The 19,773-nt window shown below is 63.6% G+C and carries 19 protein-coding genes; 18 read left to right on the top strand and 1 reads right to left on the bottom strand.

Going from position 1 to position 19,773, the window contains the following annotated elements; genetic code table 11:
• Nucleotides 1-234: 234 nt before the first annotated feature.
• From G513_RS21015 to G513_RS21000, 14 genes are all read left to right on the top strand, one after another.
• Nucleotides 235-2,265, top strand: coding sequence for a sigma-54-dependent Fis family transcriptional regulator (locus G513_RS21015; RefSeq protein ID WP_022975269.1), 2,031 nt, complete (start codon nt 235-237; stop codon nt 2,263-2,265).
• 23 nt (nt 2,266-2,288) lie between these two features.
• Nucleotides 2,289-2,861, top strand: a complete 573-nt coding sequence (gene gfa / locus G513_RS0102555; RefSeq protein WP_022975268.1) for an S-(hydroxymethyl)glutathione synthase — start codon at nt 2,289-2,291, stop codon at nt 2,859-2,861.
• Between the two features lie 121 nt (nt 2,862-2,982).
• The gene (locus tag G513_RS0102550; protein ID WP_022975267.1) at nt 2,983-4,092 is read left to right on the top strand and encodes an S-(hydroxymethyl)glutathione dehydrogenase/class III alcohol dehydrogenase; all 1,110 of its coding nucleotides are present in this window, start codon (nt 2,983-2,985) and stop codon (nt 4,090-4,092) included.
• On the top strand, nt 4,092-4,943 hold the full coding sequence (gene fghA / locus G513_RS0102545) for an S-formylglutathione hydrolase (RefSeq protein ID WP_022975266.1): 852 nt from the start codon (nt 4,092-4,094) through the stop codon (nt 4,941-4,943). Before G513_RS0102550 ends, fghA begins: the two co-directional genes overlap by 1 nt.
• Nucleotides 4,944-5,105: 162 nt before the next feature.
• Nucleotides 5,106-5,507, top strand: coding sequence for a c-type cytochrome (locus G513_RS0102540; protein ID WP_022975265.1), 402 nt, complete (start codon nt 5,106-5,108; stop codon nt 5,505-5,507).
• Complete coding sequence (locus G513_RS0102535) at nt 5,507-6,427, top strand: quinoprotein dehydrogenase-associated putative ABC transporter substrate-binding protein (RefSeq protein WP_084711376.1); 921 nt, start codon at nt 5,507-5,509, stop codon at nt 6,425-6,427. Before G513_RS0102540 ends, G513_RS0102535 begins: the two co-directional genes overlap by 1 nt.
• A 59-nt stretch (nt 6,428-6,486) precedes the next feature.
• Complete coding sequence (locus G513_RS0102530) at nt 6,487-6,858, top strand: hypothetical protein (RefSeq protein WP_022975263.1); 372 nt, start codon at nt 6,487-6,489, stop codon at nt 6,856-6,858.
• 31 nt (nt 6,859-6,889) lie between these two features.
• Nucleotides 6,890-7,807: a quinoprotein relay system zinc metallohydrolase 2 gene (locus G513_RS0102525; protein WP_211219593.1), complete on the top strand. Its 918-nt coding sequence runs from the start codon at nt 6,890-6,892 to the stop codon at nt 7,805-7,807.
• A 2-nt stretch (nt 7,808-7,809) separates the two neighbouring features.
• The gene (locus G513_RS21010) at nt 7,810-8,664 is read left to right on the top strand and encodes a quinoprotein dehydrogenase-associated SoxYZ-like carrier (protein WP_022975261.1); all 855 of its coding nucleotides are present in this window, start codon (nt 7,810-7,812) and stop codon (nt 8,662-8,664) included.
• An 81-nt stretch (nt 8,665-8,745) separates the two neighbouring features.
• The gene (locus G513_RS0102515) at nt 8,746-11,151 is read left to right on the top strand and encodes a fatty acid cis/trans isomerase (RefSeq protein WP_022975260.1); all 2,406 of its coding nucleotides are present in this window, start codon (nt 8,746-8,748) and stop codon (nt 11,149-11,151) included.
• A gap of 42 nt (nt 11,152-11,193) precedes the next feature.
• On the top strand, nt 11,194-12,111 hold the full coding sequence (locus tag G513_RS0102510) for a diacylglycerol/lipid kinase family protein (protein ID WP_051144313.1): 918 nt from the start codon (nt 11,194-11,196) through the stop codon (nt 12,109-12,111).
• On the top strand, nt 12,108-12,920 hold the full coding sequence (locus tag G513_RS21005) for a metallophosphoesterase family protein (protein WP_022975258.1): 813 nt from the start codon (nt 12,108-12,110) through the stop codon (nt 12,918-12,920). Before G513_RS0102510 ends, G513_RS21005 begins: the two co-directional genes overlap by 4 nt.
• Nucleotides 12,921-12,948: 28 nt before the next feature.
• On the top strand, nt 12,949-13,707 hold the full coding sequence (locus G513_RS0102500) for a phosphatase PAP2 family protein (protein WP_028475049.1): 759 nt from the start codon (nt 12,949-12,951) through the stop codon (nt 13,705-13,707).
• Nucleotides 13,704-14,630 carry an MBL fold metallo-hydrolase gene (locus G513_RS21000; RefSeq protein WP_033417236.1) on the top strand — a complete coding sequence of 309 codons (927 nt, stop codon included), beginning with the start codon at nt 13,704-13,706 and terminating at the stop codon, nt 14,628-14,630. Before G513_RS0102500 ends, G513_RS21000 begins: the two co-directional genes overlap by 4 nt.
• A 34-nt stretch (nt 14,631-14,664) precedes the next feature.
• Here G513_RS21000 and G513_RS0102490 read toward each other — a convergent pair whose 3' ends face one another.
• Nucleotides 14,665-15,591 (bottom strand): LysR family transcriptional regulator, encoded by a 927-nt coding sequence (locus G513_RS0102490; protein ID WP_022975255.1) that lies wholly within the window; start codon nt 15,589-15,591, stop codon nt 14,665-14,667.
• Nucleotides 15,592-15,706: 115 nt separating this feature from the next.
• Between G513_RS0102490 and G513_RS0102485 the strand changes: the two genes are divergently transcribed.
• The 4 genes from G513_RS0102485 to G513_RS0102470 all read left to right on the top strand — a co-directional run bounded on the left by G513_RS0102485 (nt 15,707) and on the right by G513_RS0102470 (nt 19,710).
• Nucleotides 15,707-17,188, top strand: coding sequence for a ribulose-bisphosphate carboxylase large subunit (locus tag G513_RS0102485; RefSeq protein WP_033417235.1), 1,482 nt, complete (start codon nt 15,707-15,709; stop codon nt 17,186-17,188).
• Between the two features lie 19 nt (nt 17,189-17,207).
• Nucleotides 17,208-17,642, top strand: coding sequence for a ribulose bisphosphate carboxylase small subunit (locus G513_RS0102480; RefSeq protein WP_022975253.1), 435 nt, complete (start codon nt 17,208-17,210; stop codon nt 17,640-17,642).
• An 80-nt stretch (nt 17,643-17,722) separates the two neighbouring features.
• On the top strand, nt 17,723-18,625 hold the full coding sequence (cbbX, locus tag G513_RS0102475; protein WP_022975252.1) for a CbbX protein: 903 nt from the start codon (nt 17,723-17,725) through the stop codon (nt 18,623-18,625).
• A gap of 11 nt (nt 18,626-18,636) precedes the next feature.
• Nucleotides 18,637-19,710, top strand: a complete 1,074-nt coding sequence (locus G513_RS0102470) for a class 1 fructose-bisphosphatase (protein WP_022975251.1) — start codon at nt 18,637-18,639, stop codon at nt 19,708-19,710.
• The last annotated feature ends 63 nt before the right edge of the window (nt 19,711-19,773 follow it).

Genomic DNA, 19,773 nt, shown 5'->3' with positions numbered 1-19,773 from the left:
GGGCGTCGTCAGGACCTTCCGCCAGAGCCCTTCAAGCCTGATTCTTCAATCGTTCCGGCACCCGGAAACCTATTGTTGTACCGGGCACCTGACGGGGGTAGTCTTCCGTCGCTCGGTGTCTCGCTACCCGCTGTCCCGGATGATTTTTCCTCTGACGCGTTTCGCAAGGTGCACGAGCACCAAGACGATAAAGACTGCGGATCTACGGATCCGACGGCGCGCAAGGAGGAACACATGCTGACCACGCAAAAAGCGGCGCGTCACGCCAGCTTGGTCGAGTTGGCCGTTCAGGGCATCGCCCCGGCGTCCGAAATCGATCATCTGGTTCGTCATTCATGGACACGGTGCATCGAGAATTACGCACTCGATCCCCTGACTCCCAAGAAAGCTACCGTCGTCGATCGCCCCGAGCTGCAGGCGCGACGCGAGCAGCACGGCCTGTTGCTGTCGATCGCCAGAATCGAATTGCTGGGCCTGCGCAACCGGCTTCAGCAGAATGATTTCGGAATCATGCTGACCGATCAGGACGGTGTGATCCTCCATTACGTCGGCGATCCAGGCTTTGCCAACACCGCCAAGCGCAGCGGCTTGCGCGAAGGGGCGGTGTGGAGCGAGCGCGAGCTGGGCACCAACGGCATGGGCACCTGCATCGTCGAGCAGCGCTCGGTGATCATTCATCAGAACGAGCACTTCCTCGCCCAGAACACCGAGCTGACCTGCTCGGCAGCACCGATCTTCGACATGCAGGGCCGAGTCGTCGCTGCGCTGGATATCTCCGGCAGCTTCAGCCGCTCGCAGACGCACACGCTGGCGCTGGTCGAGATTGCCGCACAGAACATCGAGAACCGGGCGCTGCTGGAATCCTGCAAGCGCCACTACATGCTGCGCTTCCACCGCCAGGCAGAATTCATCTCGACGCCAGGCGAAGGCATCGTCGCCTTCGATGACAACGGCATGATCGTCGGCGCCAATCGCAGCGCGCTCGAACTGCTGGGTCTCTCGCATCACCGCGCCCTGTGTGGCCAGGCGCTGGAAGCGATCTTCGACACCACCATGTCGACCCAGATGCAGCTCGCCGCGCGCCGCGCCTTCCGCGCGGCACCGCTGGTGGCCCGCAGCTCGCAGACCAAGCTCTGGAGCGCCATCCAGCCACCGGAACGCGATGCCCGCAGCGAAGCACGCCGCGAACCGATCGAGGCTCCGGCGCCCTTGCCTTGCGGTCCGCTGGCGACGCTGGAACAAGGCGACCTGCGGATGGCGAACAACATCCGCATCGTTCGCCGGGTGCTCGATCGCGACATCCCGGTGCTGTTGCTCGGCGAAACCGGTACCGGCAAGGGCTGCTTCGCGAAAGCGATTCACGCCGCCAGCCGCCGTGCCGACAAGGCCTTCGTGACGGTCAACTGCGCAGCCATTCCGGAAACGCTGATCGAGTCCGAACTGTTCGGCTACAAGGCCGGCGCATTTACCGGCGCGACGCGCGAAGGCCATCCGGGCCGTGTCGTGCAGGCTAATGGCGGCACGCTCTTCCTAGACGAAATCGGCGATATGCCGCTGCCGCTTCAGGTGCGCCTGCTGTCGGTGATCGAGGATCGTGAAGTGATGCCGCTAGGTGGTTCGAAAGCGATTCCGGTCGACATCCGCATCATCAGCGCCACGCACTGCGATCTGATGCAGCAGGTGCGTGATCGCCGCTTCCGCGAAGATCTTTATTACCGTTTGAATGGCCTGGCGCTGCGCATGCCTGCGCTGCGCGATCGTCAGGACAGCCGCGAACTGGTGCTGAGCCTGATCCGCGAAGAATCCCGCGACCGTACGCCGATCGATATCGATGACGCCGTGATGCGACGGCTGTTGCAGTCGCCGTGGCCGGGCAACATCCGGCAACTGCGCAATGTGCTGCGCACGATGATCGCAATGTGCGAAGGCGATTGCCTGACCATGGCCGACTTCAACGAGGAATGGCTGGGCGCCAGCGTCTCGCACGCGCTCACGGCACAGAGCCCGGCGGATCTTTCCGATCTCGATGGCGACGACGTGCTCGGCGACGCCGAGCGCGATGCCCTGCGCCGCGTGCTGGAAAGCTGCCGCTGGAACGTCAGCGCCGCAGCTGTGCAGCTGCACGTCAGTCGCAAGACGCTGTACCGGAAAATGTTCCGGCACGGCATCACGCGCCGCGAACTGCGCGAAGCAACACCCCAAGCCGGTACGGCTGACGGCAATGCGTCGACTCGTCCGCACACCCCAACGTCGTTCAACAACTGAGCGACCTCAGAGGAGTAAACACCATGGCGATCTCTCTGCATCCTTCCATCGACAGCGGCATCAAACCCGGCAGTGCTTCGTTTGCCGGTGGCACGCTGAGCTGCAAGTGCACGAGCGATCCGGTCAAGGTGTCGGTCGCTTCCCAGGTTGCCCATAACCATGCTTGCGGCTGCACCAAGTGCTGGAAGCCCGCTGGTGCCAAATTCTCGGTAGTCGCCGTCGTCGGCCGCGACAAGCTCAGCGTCACCGCCAACGGCGACAAGCTGAAGGTCGTCGATGCCACTGCAGCGATCCAGCGCAATGCCTGCAGCGGCTGTGGCGTGCATCTGTTCGGCCGCATCGAAAACCAGAAGCATCCGTTCTACGGACTGGACTTCATACACGTCGAGCTGTCGCCCGAATCCGGCTGGCAGGAGCCACAGTTCGCAGCTTTCGTGTCGTCGACAATCGAAGGCGGCACCAATCCGGCCGACATGGGCGCCGTGCGCGCCCGTTTCGCGGAACTGGGCCTGCCGACCTACGACGCGCTGTCACCGCCGCTGATGGATGCCATCGCCACCCACGTGGCCAAGGCTTCGGGCGTGCTGCACGCCTGAGATTGCCTCGCTGTACCGATCCACTCGATGGCCGGCAAGTCTGCGCCATCGAGCAGATCACTGACTCGCTTCATCGGGCCCAAGGCCCTACCCCAACCCAAAAAAGAAAAGGAGTTGAATCATGGATGTCCGCGCCGCTGTTGCTTTCGAAGCCGGCAAGCCGCTGTCGATCGAAACCGTACAACTCGATGGCCCGCGCGCTGGCGAGGTGCTGGTCGAGATCAAGGCCACCGGCCTTTGCCATACCGATAAATTCACCCTGTCCGGCGATGACCCGGAAGGCATGTTCCCGGTGATCCTCGGTCACGAGGGTGCGGGCATCGTCGTCGACGTCGGCCCCGGCGTCACTTCGGTCAAGAAGGGCGATCACGTCATTCCGCTGTACACGCCGGAATGCCGTGAGTGCGAGTACTGCCTGTCCGGCAAGACCAACCTCTGCCAGAAGATCCGCGCCACCCAAGGCAAGGGCCTGATGCCGGACGGCCACAGCCGCTTCAGCTTCCAGGGCAAGCCGGTGCTGCACTACATGGGCTGCTCGACGTTCGCGAACTACACGGTGCTGCCGGAAATCGCCGTTGCCAAGGTTCGTGAAGACGCCCCGTTCGACAAGATCTGCTACATCGGCTGCGGCGTGACCACCGGCATCGGCGCTGTGCTGTTCACCGCCAAGGTCGAGTACGGCACCAACTGCATCGTCTTCGGCCTCGGCGGCATCGGCCTGAACGTGATCCAGGGCCTGAAGATGGTCGGCGCCAACATGATCATCGGCATCGACATCAACCCGGGCCGCGAAGCGATGGCTCGCAAGTTCGGCATGACCCACTTCGTCAATCCGAAGGAAGTCCAGGGCGATCTCGTTGCTCACCTCGTCGAACTGACCAAGGGCGGCGCCGATCACACCTTCGAGTGCACCGGCAACGTCAAGCTGATGCGCCAGGCGCTGGAGTGCTGCCACAAGGGCTGGGGCATGTCGACGATCATCGGCGTGGCACCGGCCGGTGCCGAGATCTCCACCCGTCCGTTCCAGCTGGTCACCGGCCGGCGCTGGATCGGATCGGCGTTCGGCGGTGCCAAGGGCCGTACCGATGTGCCGAAGATTGTCGACTGGTACATGGACGGCAAGCTCAACATCGACGATCTGATCACCCACACGATGCCGTTGGAAAAGATCAACGAAGGCTTCGATCTGATGACCCGCGGTGAATCGATCCGCGGCGTGGTGCTCTACTGATGACGGCAGCGATCGAAAAGCGCAGCGATCAGGCCTGTTTCGGCGGGCGCATCGGCTTCTACACCCATGCGTCCACAGAGACCGGTACGCCGATGAAATTCGGCGTCTATCTGCCGCCGCAGGCCGCGCATCGCAAGGTGCCGGCGCTGTACTACCTCGCCGGCCTGACCTGCACCGAAGAGACCTTCCTGATCAAGGCTGGCGCGCAGCGCATTGCCGCCGAATTGGGCTTGGCGCTGGTTGCCTGCGATACCAGCCCACGCGGTCTGAATCTGCCGGGCGAAGCGGATAGCTGGGACTTCGGCCTGGCCGCCGGCTTCTATCTCGATGCCACCAACGAGCCCTGGAAGAAGAATTACCGGATGGGCTCGTACATCAACGAAGAACTGCCGGCGCTGATCGAAGCCAACTTCCCGGTCATCCCGAGCAAGCGCGGCATCTTCGGCCATTCGATGGGCGGCCACGGGGCGCTGGTGACGGCGCTCCGCAATCCGACGCGCTGGCAATCGGTATCGGCGTTCGCACCGATTTCCAACCCGGTCGCCGTGCCCTGGGGCCAGAAAGCATTTGGAAACTATCTGGGCTCGGATGCGTCTACTTGGGAGCAGTACGACGCCAGTCTGTTGATCAGGAAGAATCCCTACCCCGGTCTGCTTCTCGTTGATCAGGGACTGGCGGACAATTTCCTGAATCGGGAGCTGAAGCCGGAAAATCTGGACGCAGCGGCACGTGCTTCCGGACAGCGTTTGAGCCTGCGGCTGCACGCCGATCACGACCACTCGTACTGGTTCATTCAAAGCTTCATCGCCGATCACCTGGCGCATCACGCCAATCAACTGGGCCTGTCGTAACAGCCGCACAAGCAACAAAAAAAAAACCATTGGCACCGTGCCGAACGCCGCTCATCGGCACCGGTGCCACCCCCCAAGGGAAATAACGGGAATTAAGGATTGGTTCAGCGCCAGCCACGCATACCAGTCCTGCGAGTCATTACTAATCTGGAGGAATTCAACATGCAGCACCGCGTACTGTTTTCACTGATCGCTGCAGCCGCCCTGACCGGCGGCATGATCACCACGGCATCGGCCGCCGATGCACCGCTGTATACCGTCGTCGACGGCACCAAGGTCGATGCCAATACGCTCAAGGGCTTCAAGACCTGGCGCGCCGCAGCCTGCGACCGCTGCCACGGCCCGAACCAGGAAGGCATGGTTGGCCCATCGCTGATCGAAAGTCTGAAAGTGCTGAGCAAGGCCGATTTCGTCAAAACCCTCGCCGATGGCCGTCTCGAGAAAGGCATGCCCAGCTGGTCATCCAACCCAGGCGTGATGACCAACATGGATGCGCTTTACGCGTATCTGAAAGGCCGTTCCGACGGCAAGATCACGGCTGCCAAAGTGACGGGCATCGAATGATGCCGCTGCCGCAGGTCGGCGGTTCCCGGATCGGCGCGTTGATCGTGGCAGTCCGGAACATCCGGCCTGCGGCAGTTGCTGCAACGCTGCTGCTGGCTGGAGTGGCCAGCCTGCTGCCAGCACAGGCTCAGGATGCCGAGCGCAAAGCGTTCCGCATCTGCCGCGACCCGAACAATCTGCCGTTCCAGAATGCCAAGGGTGAGGGCTTCGAAGACAAGATCGCCGAGCTGTTCGCGGCGGATCTGGGCATCAAGGTTCAAGCCTTCGACTACCCCGCCCGCTTCAACTTCATCCGCAACACGCTGCGCTTCAAGCTGCCTGGCGACGATTATCCCTGCGACATCGTCATGGACGTGCCCGCCGGCTTCAGCCAGGGCACGGCATCGACCAAACCCTACTACCGCTCGACCTACGCGATGGCGTTTCCGCGTGGCAAGGCGCTGGCCGGGATCACGTCCGTCGAGCAGTTCCTGGCCTTGCCTCAGGAGAAACTGGCGAAGCTGAAGATCGGCGTCATCGACAAGTCCCCAGCGTCGGACTGGATGGCCAAGCGTGGCCTGCTCGACATCGGTGTGCCGTATCGCGTGCTGGTGGCCGATCCGGATCAGAGTTCCGGCGGCATCATCGAAGCCGATCTGATTGCCGGCAAGCTCGATGCCGTGATCGTCTGGGGGCCAATCGCCGGCTACTACGCGAAGCGCTATCCGGAAGCCGATCTGCTGGTGCTGCCGATGCAGTCCGAGCACAACGTCCGCTTCGATTTCGAGATCGCGATGGCAGTCCGCATTCCCGACAAGGCTTTGAAGCAGACGCTAGACGATCTGATCACCCGCAATCAGAGCAAGATCGACGCGATCCTGAACGACTATGGCGTGCCGATGCTGCCTCCGGCGCCACCTGCGGCAGCGGCTGCAAACTGAACCTGCGTTTCCCGCCCTTTACGGGCGGCTGTTGCCTGAATCCTTATCGAGACTGCCCCATGACCACCTACAAGCTGAGCAGCACGCTGTCTGCCGCACTGCTGACCTTGGCGATCGCCGCACCGTCTGCGGCCACTGCCGCCGTCAACGATTACCCGACCGTCGACCGCGTCGAGTTCGTGCACATGTGCCAGCGCGAGAACGCTGACAAGCCACCGCAGGAAATGGTCTACAAGTGCTCCTGCGTGATCGACAAGCTGGCGGTCGATCTTCCGTACGAGGATTACGTCGAAGCGTCGACGGCGTTCTATGCCTCGACGATCGCCGGCGAGCGCGGTCAGGTGATCCGCAACGAGCGCGTCGCCAAGGGACTGGCCGACCAGTTCCGCGAACTGCTCGGCAAGGCGCGCAAGTCCTGCTTCGTCAGCTGAGATGAGTCGGCTGCCGGCCGCATGGCGATCGATGCTGGCGTCGATCGTTCTGCTGGCCGGCACGCTGCCGACACCGGCCACAGCAGCACCTGACTTCAGCCTCGAAAAAGTCGCAGAAGGAATCTACGTCCATCGCGGCCAGCAGCAGGACATCACGGCGGCCAATGGCGGCGACATCGCCAACATCGGCTACATCGCCGGTGATCGCTGTGTCGCGGTGATCGACAGCGGTGGCAGCCTGGCCATCGGCACTGCGCTGCGGGAGGCCATCCGGCGCGCCACCGCGAAGCCGATCTGCTACCTCATCCACACTCACGTTCATCCGGATCACAGCTTCGGCGACGCCGCGTTCGAGGACCCGGCCACGGTCTTCGTAGCCCATGCCGAGTACCCGGCAGCGCTGGCGGCAAGACGCGACGGCTTTGTCGCCAAGCTGCGCAGCACGCTCGGCGCTGCTGCAGAAGGCAGCGGCAGTGCGGCGCCGACCTTGCTGGTCAGCGATCGCGAAACGCTGGATCTCGGCAACCGGCGCCTCAGCCTGCAAGCCTGGCCGACGGCCCATACCAACAATGATCTGACCGTCTTCGACGAGCGGACCCAAACCCTGTGGACCGGCGATCTGCTGTTCGTCGATCGCATCCCGGTGGTCGACGGGCGCGCCCTTGGCTGGTTGAAGGCGATGGCTGCGCTGCGAGCTTTGAAGCCGGCCCATCTGGTTCCCGGTCATGGCCCGGTCCAGCACGACGCGGGCGCCGCGTTCAAACCGCAGCAGAAATATCTGGATCAGCTTATAAACAGCGTTCGCGCAGCGCTGAAAGCCGGGACCACACTGGCGCAGACTGTCGAAACCCTCGGGCGTGAGCCGCCGCAGAAAACGTGGCTGCTGTTTGACGACTATCACCGCCGCAACGTGACGGCGGTCTACACCGAACTCGAGTGGGAGGACTGAACATGTTCCTGTTCCAGCACTGGCAGCGCGTCGCCCTGGTCGGCCTGCTAGCCGCCTTCGTACCGCAAGTCTTCGCAGCGCCGGCGGACCCCGCTCCGCAAGCCTCGGCCGCGCCGATCTGGCCGAAGGTTCGCAACGGTCTGTTCGGCAGCCGGGCGATCGACGAGAACGCCGGCGAGATCATCGTGCTCGAGGCACCGAACCGCGCCGAGGATGCGTCGACGGTGCCGATCGCGATCCGCACGAAGATCGTGCAATCACCGACCCGTTACGTGCAGAAGCTCTATCTGCTGGTCGACAACAACCCTTCGCCGATCGCTGCCGTGTTCGAGCTGACGCCGGATAGCGGCCGAGCCGACATCGAGACGCGCATCCGCATCGAGCAGTACACCGACGTGCGGGCGATCGCCGAACTGAATGATGGCTCGCTGTACATGGCCAGCCACTACGTCAAGGCATCCGGCGGCTGTTCGGCGCCGGCCGGCAAGGATCCGAAGGAAGCGCTGCGCAATGCCGGGCGGATAAAGTTCAGGGTCGATGGTCCGCTCGAAGCCGGCAAGCCGGCCGCCGTGCAGCTCGCCATCAGCCATCCGAACGCATCGGGGCTGGTGCTCGATCAGGTCAGCCGCCTGTATGAACCGGCGTACTACGTGCGCAAGCTCAGCGTCCGCTACGGCGACAAGCCGATCCTGACCGCCGACATCGATTTCTCGATCAGCGAAAACCCGAACTTCCGCTTCTATTTCCTGCCCAGCGGCGATGGCGCCCTGCACGCCGACGTGGTCGACACCAAGGACCTGAGCTTCAGCAGCGAGGTCGCCGTCAAGCTAGGTAGCGTCGCCAGCACCACCCGGTAATCGCCGGGCGGCCAGGCGAACCCCTGCAAATCGTCGTGATCGGCCTGATACGATCACGCTAACTTGCCCCGGAATCGTCCCTTGTCACCCATTTCCACCACTCGCCGCCGCTGGTATGGCGTCGGCGCGATCTGCTGTGCCGCAACCTTCGTCCTGCTGGCCTGCTCAGGCATCACGCCTCGCGAACAGCCGTTGCCTGCGCCCGTCGCGGTCGTCCAGACCTACCACTACGCGAAAGACATCCAGCCGATCTTCGACACCAAATGCGCCGCCTGCCACGGCTGCTTCGACGCGCCCTGCCAGCTGAAGCTGACCAGTGCCGACGGCGTCGAGCGTGGCGCCAGCAAGCTGGCCGTCTATGACGGTACGCGACTGGAAAGAATCCCCACCACCCGTCTCGGTATCGACGCCCTGAACGTCGGCGAATGGCGCCAGAAGGGCTTCTACTCGGTGCAGCCGGTGCTGCAGACCGAAGGCAAGAACCAAGTGGCGTCGTCCCTGTTGCAGCGTGCGCTGGCAATGGGCCGCGAAAACAGTTGGCCGCCGAACCAGCGGCTGCCGGAGGATCTGCAGCTCGGCTTCGCACGAGTCAACCAGTGCCCCACCCTCGACGAATACGACAGCTTCGCCAAGAAGCATCCGCGCGAAGGCATGCCGCTGGCCGTTACTGGCCTGACCGCGCCCGAGTACCAGACGCTCAGCACCTGGATATCCCAGGGTGCGGTCGTCGAGCCGAACGAGGTGCAGCCGAGCGCCGCCGAAGCCGAGCAGATCACCCAATGGGAGAACTGGCTGAACCGCGAAGGTGATCGCGAGCAGCTGGTGGCCCGTTACCTGTACGAGCACCTGTTTACCGCCCACCTGCATTTCACCAGCGAGAAGACACCGCACTTCTACGAGCTGCTGCGCTCGCGCACGCCATCGGGCGAGCCGATCGTGCCGGTCGCCACCCGCTTGCCGAACCAGGCACCGGATGGTCCGTTCCATTACCGGCTGCGGATCCTGACCGAAAGCATCGTCCAGAAGAATCACATCACCTACGGGCTCGACGCACGCCGCATGGCGCACTTCCAGGACCTGTTCCTGAAGGACGCCTGGACCGTGCCGCCGAAGCCGGAGCACGAGAAGCATGACAAGGAAGCCCGCGCCAATCCGTTCCTGACCTTCGATCCGATCCCGGCGAAGGCACGCTACCAGTTCATGCTCGACGAGGCGCAGTTCTTCGTCCGCACCTTCATCCGCGGCCCGGTCTGCGCTGGCCAGTCGGCTACCGATGTGATTCGCGACCAGTTCTGGGTCAGCTTCGAAGACCCGTCGCGCGAGCTGTATGTCAACGACGCCGCCTATCGCAACAAGGTGTCGCCGCTGCTCGATGTCGCCGGCCAGGATTCGAGTCTGATCAAGGCCGGCACCGAATGGGCCAGCTACCGCAATCAGCGCAACGATTACGTGCGGCTGCGCCAGGAGGCCTACGCCAAGAAGATGCCGAAGGGCGCGTCGATCAGCGATATCTGGGACGGTGACGGTACCAACCGCGATGCGCTGCTGACCATCTTCCGTCACCACGACAACGCCTTCGTCAAGAACGGCCTGATCGGCGCAATGCCGGAAACCCTGTGGGTGATGGATTACCCGCTGTTCGAGCGCACCTTCTACGAGCTGGTGGTCAATTTCGATGTCTTCGGCAATGTCTCGCACCAGCTGCAGACGCGTCTGTACTTCGACCTGATCCGCAATGACGGCGAGACCGATTTCCTGCGTTTCCTACCGCCGAAGCTGCGCAATCCGCTGCTGCACCAGTGGTATCAGGACGGCGGTCGCGTGAAGCTGTTCACCACCTATCCCGACATCGACGACAAGCGGCCGACCCAGCTCAAATTCAAGCCGGGCATCGACGTGGACGCGGCGAAAGCGGCGTATGTGGACCAACTGCTGAAGGCGCTGCGCAAGGTCAAGGGACCGGACGACGTCATCAACCGCTGCGCGCGCGGCGACTGCAAACTGCCCGACAGCTCGGCGATGACCCAGGCTGCCAACCGCGCGCTGCGGCCGCTGGCGCAAGCCACCGGCAAGACTTTGCCGGTGCTGACCCTGCTGCCGGAAGTGGTGCTGCTGCGCATCCGCGGCGACAAGCAGCGGCTGGTCTATTCGCTGATCCACAACCGCGCGCACAGCAATGTCGCCTTCATCATGGGCGAGGATGGCCGCCTGCAGCCGGAACGCGACACGGTCAGCGTGATGCCCGGCGTGTTCGGCAACTATCCGAACTTCGCCTTCGATGTGCCGATGGCCGAGCTCGACAGCTTCGTCGCAGCCCTGTCGGCAGCCACCGACAAGGCAAGCCTGGAAAAGGTCGTCGATCAGTGGGGCCTGCGCCGTACCCATCCGGACTTCTGGGCCGTCTTCAACGACTTCTCCCAGTACCAGCGCGAAACCGAGCCGCTGGAAGCGGGAATCCTGGACATGAATCGCTTTGAAAATCTCTGACCGCTCGTGAATCAAGCTAAGCAGCAGCCCTGCTTCATCGTCATGAACGCAGGTTCCGGACATAGCGATACCAACGAAACACAGACCACGATCCGCGAGGTGTTCGATCGTGCCGGCCGCCGTCACGAACTGCTGCTCGCTGAGAAAGGCAGCGACATTCCTGGACTGGCCCTGCGCGCTGTCGAACTGGCCAAGGCTCAGGACGGCATCGTGGTCGCCGCGGGTGGCGATGGCACCATCAACGCCGTCGCCCAGGCCGCACTCGGCTGCGGTCAGCCGTTCGCGGTGCTGCCGCAGGGCACGTTCAACTACTTCGGCCGCGAGCACGGCATCTCGCAGGACACACGGATCGCTACCGAAGCGCTGCTGACGGCCACGCCGCAGTCGGTGCAGGTGGGCCTGGTCAACGATCGTCTGTTCCTGGTCAACGCCAGCCTCGGCCTGTATCCGCAACTGCTCGAAGATCGCGAAGCCTTCAAGCAGCGCTTCGGCCGCAGCCGGCTGATCGCAGGGGTGGCCGGCCTGGTCAGCGTGCTTCGCAATCGCCGGCAGCTGAACCTCGAGATCGAAGCCGAGGGCCAGACCCGGAAGATCCGTACGCCAACCCTGTTCGTCGGCAACAACGCGCTGCAGCTCAAGCAGATCGGTATCGCCGAAGGTGCAGCACTCGCTCACGACCATCTGGTGGCCATCGCACCGAAGCCGGTCCGCACCTTGGCGATGATTGGCCTGATGCTGCGCGGTGCCTTCGGCCGTCTTGGCGACGCCGAGCATGTGATCAGCGTTCCGCTGCGCAAGCTCACCGTGCGTCCGCACCGTCGCAGCCGGAGGAAGAGCTACAAGGTGGCGATGGACGGTGAAGTGACACGGCTGTCGGTGCCGGTCGTGTTCTCCGTGTCGCCGACGCCGCTGCTGCTGATGGTGCCGCTGACGCCAGCCACCGAAGATTCCGCAGCATGAGCCTGGTGCTGCATCTGTCCGATACCCACTTCGGCACCGAGCGCGCCGAAGTCGTCGAAGCGCTGCTGCAACTCGCACGCGAGCAGCAGCCGGATGTGGCGATCCTGTCCGGCGACATCACCCAGCGCAGCCGCACGCCGGAATTCGCCGCCGCGCGCAAGTTCATCGACGCGCTGGCGGCACGATCGAAGTTGATCCTGCCGGGCAATCACGACATTCCGCTGTTCGAGGTCTGGCGGCGGCTGTTCGCGCCGTATCGCAATCTTCGTCGCGCCTTCGGCCGCGAACTGGAACCGGATTACGAGGACGACTCGGTGCTGATCATCGGCGTCAACACCACCAGCCGCTTCCGGCATGTCGACGGCCGCGTCTCGTCGCGGCAGATCGAGCGGGTTCGCCGCCGCCTGCTGCGCTGCCCGGCCTCGCGGCTGAAGCTGGTGGTCACTCATCAGCCGGTGCATGTGCAGCATGTCGAGGACGAGCACAACCTGCTGCACGGCCGCCGTGCGGCGATGCAGGTCTGGTCCGCGGCCGGAGCCGATCTGATCCTCGGCGGCCACATCCATCTGCCATTCACGCAAGCGCTGCAGGAAGTCCATCAGCTGCCACGCGAGATCTTTGCCGTGCAGGCCGGCACGGCGGTTTCGCGGCGCACCCGGGCCGGCGCGCCGAACTCGGTCAATCTGATTCGCCATCAGCCGGGCACTGCGAAATGCGCTGTCGAACGCTGGGATTACGATGCCGATCAACAGCGCTTTGCGCCCGGCTCGATCACCGATCTCGCGCTCGATCGCCGACCGCTGCACTGATCAGCCGATCGTTCAGTACCAGCCCGCGATGCCCGCCCTCGCGCAGTTCATCGCCGTCAACGCCCTGCCCTTGCTGGCCGGTCTGATCGTGGTGAGCGGCTTGCTCACGCGACTGCTGTGGCGGCGGGCGGCGTTTTATCGAGCCTCGGCAAACGCTCAATCATTGACGGCCGTCGGCCTGAGCATCGCGCTGCTGGCGCTGTTGCTGTTTCTGACCGTGGCCAGCCTGCTGAGCCACATCAGCGTCTTCGATGCCCTACTGGCCAACGAACTGCGCAGAAGCATTTCGCGGCCGATGCTGCAGGCCATTTTCATGATTACCCAGTTCGGCAATTTCATGACCCTGCTGGCCGTCGTGATCGGCGTGGCGCTGGCGCTGCTGCTGCGTCGACGCTGGCTGGAACTGGCTCTATGGCTGGTGACGACCGCCGGCAATGGCCTGCTGAATCGCGCGCTGAAACTGTCGTTCGAACGAGCTCGTCCGCTCTACGACCATGGCCTGGTGATCGAACCGAGCTACAGCTTTCCGAGCGGCCATGCCTCCGGCTCGCTGGCGGTCTACGGCATGCTCACCTGGCTGCTGCTGCACCGGCTGCCGGCATCGGCGCGGCTGCCGCTGCTGATCGGCACGACGACCCTGATCCTGCTGATCGGCTTCAGCCGGGTGCTGCTGCAGGTGCATTACTTCAGCGACGTGATCGCCGGCTTCGCATCGGCAGCCGCGTGGTTGAGCCTTTGCATCGTCGTCGCAGAACGACTGCGGCGGCGACAGGCGTGCCGAGCATGAGCCGCCAAGTCCGAATTCTGCTGGCGGCCATTGTCATAACTGCCCTGCTGCCAGGAATCGCTGCCGCAGAAACAGCGAAGCTGGCCGACGGCGTGTTCGCCGACCTCGGCAGCTATGACGCGATCGGCCCGGCCAACCGCGGCGAGATCGCCAACAGCGGGCTGATCGTCGGCAAGCGTGGCGCGCTGGCGATCGACAGCGGCGTATCGAAGGTCCACGGCGAGCGGCTGCATGCGGCCTGGACAGCGCGCAGCGACAAACCGATCGAAGCGTTGCTGCTGACCCAGCCGATCCAGGAATTCCTGTTCGGTGCCGGCGCCTTCCGCGCCCACGGCGTGCCGGTGCTGGCCTCGCCGGATGCCGCCAAGCTGATGCGCAAGCGCTGCGAAAACTGCCTGACCCATCTGCGCGAACTGCTGCCCGGCGGCTTGATGAAGGGTACGGTGCTGGTCACGCCGGATCGGGACATCGACGTTCTTGCGCCGATCGATCTCGGCGGGCGCCAGGCCGTGTTGATCGACGGCAGCCTGGCGACCACACCGGGCACGCTCGCCGTGTTCGATCGACAATCCGGCACCTTGTTCGCGGGCGGCCTCATCGCCAGCCAGCGCGTTCCGAGCTTGCGCGACGCCCGCGTCACTAGCTGGATCGCTGCACTCGAAGCGCTGCGCAAGCTGCCGCTGAAGCGCATCGTGCCGGGCTTCGGGCCGGTCGGTGACCTGCGTCAGATCGATGCGATGCAGCGCTATCTGCGGCAGATCGACGCTGCCGTGCGCAGCGAGTACCAGCACGGTGCCAGCCTGCTCGAAGCCTCGGCCCGCGTGCGCCTGCCGGAGTTCGCGGGCTGGCAGCAGTACGACGTGCTCCACCCGCAGAACGTGCAGTACCTGTACCGCCAGCTGGAGGACGCGGAGTTCAGGTGAAGGGCGGCGCGAGTGCCGTCGGGCATGGCCCGACCTACGAAGCTTCACCGCCGAACAACTCCGCCAGCATCGCTTCGCCGCGCTCCAGCACGAAGTAGCGAAAGGCTTCGGCGGCCGGCGACAGGCTCATCGCCCCCAGGCTGACCACATGCCAGGCGCGCTTCAGCGGCATGCCGACGACATCGAGCAGCTTCAGTTGTCCGGCCTGCAGTTCCAGCACCAGCGTGTGCTGCGACAGGATGGTCAGGCCCATGTTGGCGATCACGGCCTGCTTGATCGTTTCGTTGCTGCTCATTTCCATGATCGCGACGGGGGCGATGTGCTGCTCGCGGAAGAACACTTCCATCGCACCGCGGGTACCCGAACCGATCTCGCGGACGATGAACAGTTCGCGGTCGAGCCGGGCCGGTGAGATCGCCCGCTCGGTCGCCAGCGGATGGTCGGCCGCGGCGACGACACCGAGCAGGTTCACGGCAAAGGCTTCGGCGCGCACGTCCAGCTCGCGCGGCGGCCGGCCCATGATCGCCAGATCGATCTCGCGATCATGCAGCTGGCGATCGAGCTGATCGCGATTGCCCACCGTCAGCCGCACTTCCACGCCCGGATAGTCCTTGCGGAACTGCGCCAGCAGCCTCGGCACGAAATACTGGGCGGTGCCGACCATGCCGACGGTGATCCGCCCGGCCTGCACGCCGCGCAGGCGGGCGATGGTGTCCTCGGCTTCCTTGAGCGTGGCGATCACCCGGCGGGCATAGACCAGCAGGTATTCGCCGGTGGTGGTCAGGCTCATCGAACGGCCGCTGCGCTCGAACACCGGCAGGCCGATCGCGGTTTCCATATCGCGGATCTGCATCGACACCGCCGGCGCGGTCAGATGCAATTCTTCGGCCGCGCGGGCAAAGCTCAGATGGCGAGCGGCGGCGACGAAAGTACGGAGCTGACGCAGGCTGAGATTCAACATCAGAAAACCTTATTCGACGATGCAGATATCGTGAATTTACCTTAACTCTCCTGCGCCGTACCTTCCTCGCCATCGAAGCAGCCACCGCCAAGAGGAAGACGCGATGAACGATGCAATGACCAGCGATGACAAGCAGATCACCGACGGCAAGAAGCGCTACGCCTCGGGCGTGCTGAAGTACAAGCAGATGGGCTACTGGCAGCCCGACTACGTGCCGAAAGATACCGACGTGATCGCGCTGTTCCGCATCACGCCGCAGGAAGGTGTGCCGGCCGACGAATGCGCCGCCGCCGTTGCCGGTGAATCCTCGACCGCGACCTGGACCGTGGTATGGACCGACCGCCTGACCGCCTGCGAGCTGTATCGCGCCAAGGCCTTTCGCGTCGACCCGGTGCCGAACACCGGTGCCGGCACCAAAACCGAAGCCCAGTACTTCGCCTACATCGCTTACGACCTCGATCTGTTCGAGGGCGGTTCGATCGCCAACCTGACGGCCTCGATCATCGGCAACGTCTTCGGCTTCAAGGCCGTGAAGGCGCTGCGTCTGGAAGACATGCGCATCCCGGTCGCTTACCTGAAGACTTTCCAGGGTCCGGCCACCGGCATCGTCGTGGAGCGCGAGCGCCTCGACAAATTCGGCCGTCCGCTGCTCGGTGCGACGACCAAGCCCAAGCTCGGCCTCTCGGGCCGCAACTATGGCCGCGTCGTCTATGAAGGCCTGAAGGGCGGTCTGGACTTCATGAAGGACGACGAGAACATCAACTCGCAGCCGTTCATGCACTGGCGTGATCGCTTCCTGTATTGCATGGAAGCCGTGAATAAGGCTTCCGCCGCTACCGGTGAAGTGAAGGGTCACTACCTCAATGTCACCGCCGGCACGATGGAAGAGATGTACGAGCGTGCCGAGTTCGCCAAGCAGCTCGGCTCGGTCATCATCATGATCGACCTCGTGATCGGCTACACCGCGATCCAGTCGATGGCCAAGTGGGCGCGCAAGAACGACATGATCCTGCATTTGCACCGTGCCGGTAACTCGACCTATTCACGCCAGAAGAACCATGGCATGAACTTCCGCGTGATCTGCAAGTGGATGCGCATGGCCGGCGTCGATCACATCCACGCCGGAACGGTGGTCGGCAAGCTGGAAGGCGATCCGCTGATGATCAAGGGCTTCTACGACACGCTGCGCGAAACGCATACGCCGCAAAGCCTGGAAACCGGCCTGTTCTTCGAGCAGGACTGGGCGTCGCTGAACAAGGTCATGCCGGTGGCTTCGGGCGGCATCCATGCCGGCCAGATGCATCAGCTGTTGACCTACCTCGGTGATGACGTCGTGCTGCAATTCGGCGGCGGCACCATCGGCCATCCGCAAGGCATCCAGGCCGGTGCAACGGCCAACCGTGTGGCGCTGGAAGCGATGGTCATGGCCCGCAACGAAGGCCGCGATATCTGGAACGAAGGCCCGCAGATTCTTCGCGACGCAGGCAAGTGGTGCACGCCGCTGAAGCAGGCGCTCGATGTCTGGGGCGACGTCACCTTCAACTACGAGTCGACCGATACGGCGGATTACGCGCCGACCCCCACCGCCAGCGTCTGAGTACAGGAGCACACAAGCCATGATGACCAATATCAATCAGCGCGTGACCCAGGGGCAGTTCTCTTTCCTGCCGGATCTGACCGATGCCCAGATCACTTCGCAGATCGAATACGCCTTGAACAAAAGCTGGTCGATCGGTATCGAGTACACCGACGACCCGCATCCGCGCAACACCTACTGGGAAATGTTCGGCAACCCCATGTTTGATCTGAAGGACTCCGCCGGCGCCCTGATGGAAATCAACAGCGCACGCAAGACGTTCCCGAACCACTACATCCGCGTCACCGCTTTCGATGCCACGCGCGGCGTCGAGTCCCCGACCATGTCGTACATCGTCAACCGTCCTGCGAAGGAGCCGGGTTTCGGCCTGATTCGTCAGGAAGTCGATGGCCGCTCGGTGCGCTACACGATTCACTCCTACGCCACCGACAAGGGCGAAGGCGAGCGGTATTGAAGCCATGAAGCACGGGATCACCTCGGCCCAACCGGCTGGGGCGATCCCGATGACAGACAGCATTCCTGACGGAGGCAACCGTGGACGACACCCAGACCGTTGACCTCCAGGCGATCGTTCGTGAATCGAACGTCTCCGAGGTTCTTGATCAACTCGACCGTGAACTGGTCGGCCTGGCACCGGTGAAGCGGCGCATCCGCGAGATCGCCGCCTATCTCGCCGTGACCCGCGCCCGCAAGGCGCTGGGGCTGGAAGCAAGCCCGCCGAGCCTGCACATGTGCTTCACCGGCAACCCCGGCACCGGCAAGACCACGGTGGCGCTGCGGATGGCAGAAATCCTGCATCGCCTCGGCTATGTTCGCAAAGGCCATGTCGTGTCGGTGACTCGCGATGACCTGGTCGGCCAGTACATCGGCCATACCGCGCCGAAGACCAAGGAAGTGCTCAAAAGGGCGATGGGCGGAGTGCTGTTCATCGACGAGGCCTATTACCTGTACCGGCCGGAAAACGAGCGCGACTACGGTCAGGAATCGATCGAGATCCTGTTGCAGGTGATGGAGAACAACCGGGATGACCTGGTGGTGATCCTGGCCGGCTACAAGAACCGGATGGATACCTTCTTCAGTTCAAACCCCGGCATGTCGTCACGGATCGCCCATCACATCGACTTCCCCGATTACTCGCAGCCGGAACTGTTGTCGATTGCCAGCAAGATGGTTGGCGCGATGAACTATCGTTTCGACGGCGACGCTGAAGTGGCCATGGGTGACTACATCGAGCGGCGCCTCAAGCAGCCGAACTTCGCCAATGCCCGCTCGGTGCGCAATGCGCTGGACCGCGCCCGGCTGCGCCAGGCCAACCGTCTGTTCGCCGGCGTCGGCGATGGCGAGCTGAATGTCACCGCGCAAGATCTCAGCACGCTGGTTGCGTCCGATATCCTCGCGTCCCGCGTGTTCGACGCCGACACCGCCGCACCACCTTAGAGGGACGCGCCATGTATCTCGGAAGAACCACGCTGTCGAAGTTTCTGATCGAGCAGCTGCACGAGCTGGACGACAACGGTCAGCTCGCCGGCCTGCTGGTCGACGTGGCAGCGGCGGTGAAGTCGATCGCGGCGATGACCGCCAAGGGTGCGCTCGGCGGCTTCCACGGCGTCATCGACAACACCAACGTTCAGGGCGAGATCCAGAAGAAGCTCGACGTGCTGTCGAACGACGCCTTGATCGACGCCTGCGAATGGGGCGGCATGCTTGCCGGCATGGTCTCGGAGGAGATGGAAGAGCCGATCCAGATTCCCGCCGAGTTCAAGCGTGGCCGCTATCTGCTGAATTTCGATCCGCTGGATGGCTCGTCGAACATCGACGTCAACGTTTCAGTCGGCACCATCTTTTCGGTGCTGGTGCATGACAAGGACACGCCGCCGACGGTCGAGGATTTCCTCCAGGAAGGCCGCCGCCAGGTCGCCGCGGGTTACGCGATCTACGGGCCGGCGACGATGCTGGTGATCACCGTCGGCAAGGGCACGCACGCGTTCACGCTCGATCGCGAGATCGGCAACTTCATCCTCACCCACGAGAACCTGCGGATTCCGCCGGACACCAGCGAGTTCGCGATCAACACCTCGAATGAGCGTTTCTGGGAGCCGCCGATCTCGCGCTACGTCGAGGAATGCAAGGCAGGCAAGACCGGCGTCAGAGGCCGCGATTTCAACATGCGCTGGATCGCGTCGATGGTGGCGGACGTGCATCGCATCCTGATGCGCGGCGGCGTGTTCATGTACCCGCGCGACACCAAGGACCCGGCCAAGGTCGGCCGTCTGCGCCTGTTGTACGAAGCCAATCCGATCGGTTTCATCGTCGAGCAGGCCGGCGGCGCGGCGAGCTACGGCCGCGGCGCGATCCTCGATCATGCGGCGGATTCCGCGCATCAGCGCATCGCGGTGATCCTCGGCTCGAAGAACGAAGTCGAGCGCATCGAGCGCTATCACGCTGAACATGACAGCGGCGCCGACCGCCCCTACGCCTCGCCGCTGTTCAAGGATCGCTCGCTGTATCGCTCCGAAGTCTGATTGCCAAGAAACACTACAAAACCTATGGGCACCACCGAGTGCCCTGCGTCCTCCAGAGGGGAG

It is taken from the genome of Nevskia ramosa DSM 11499, from assembly GCF_000420645.1.
GTDB classification, from domain to species: Bacteria; Pseudomonadota; Gammaproteobacteria; order Nevskiales; family Nevskiaceae; genus Nevskia; species Nevskia ramosa.
This window is presented reverse-complemented; position numbering and strand designations above follow the sequence as displayed.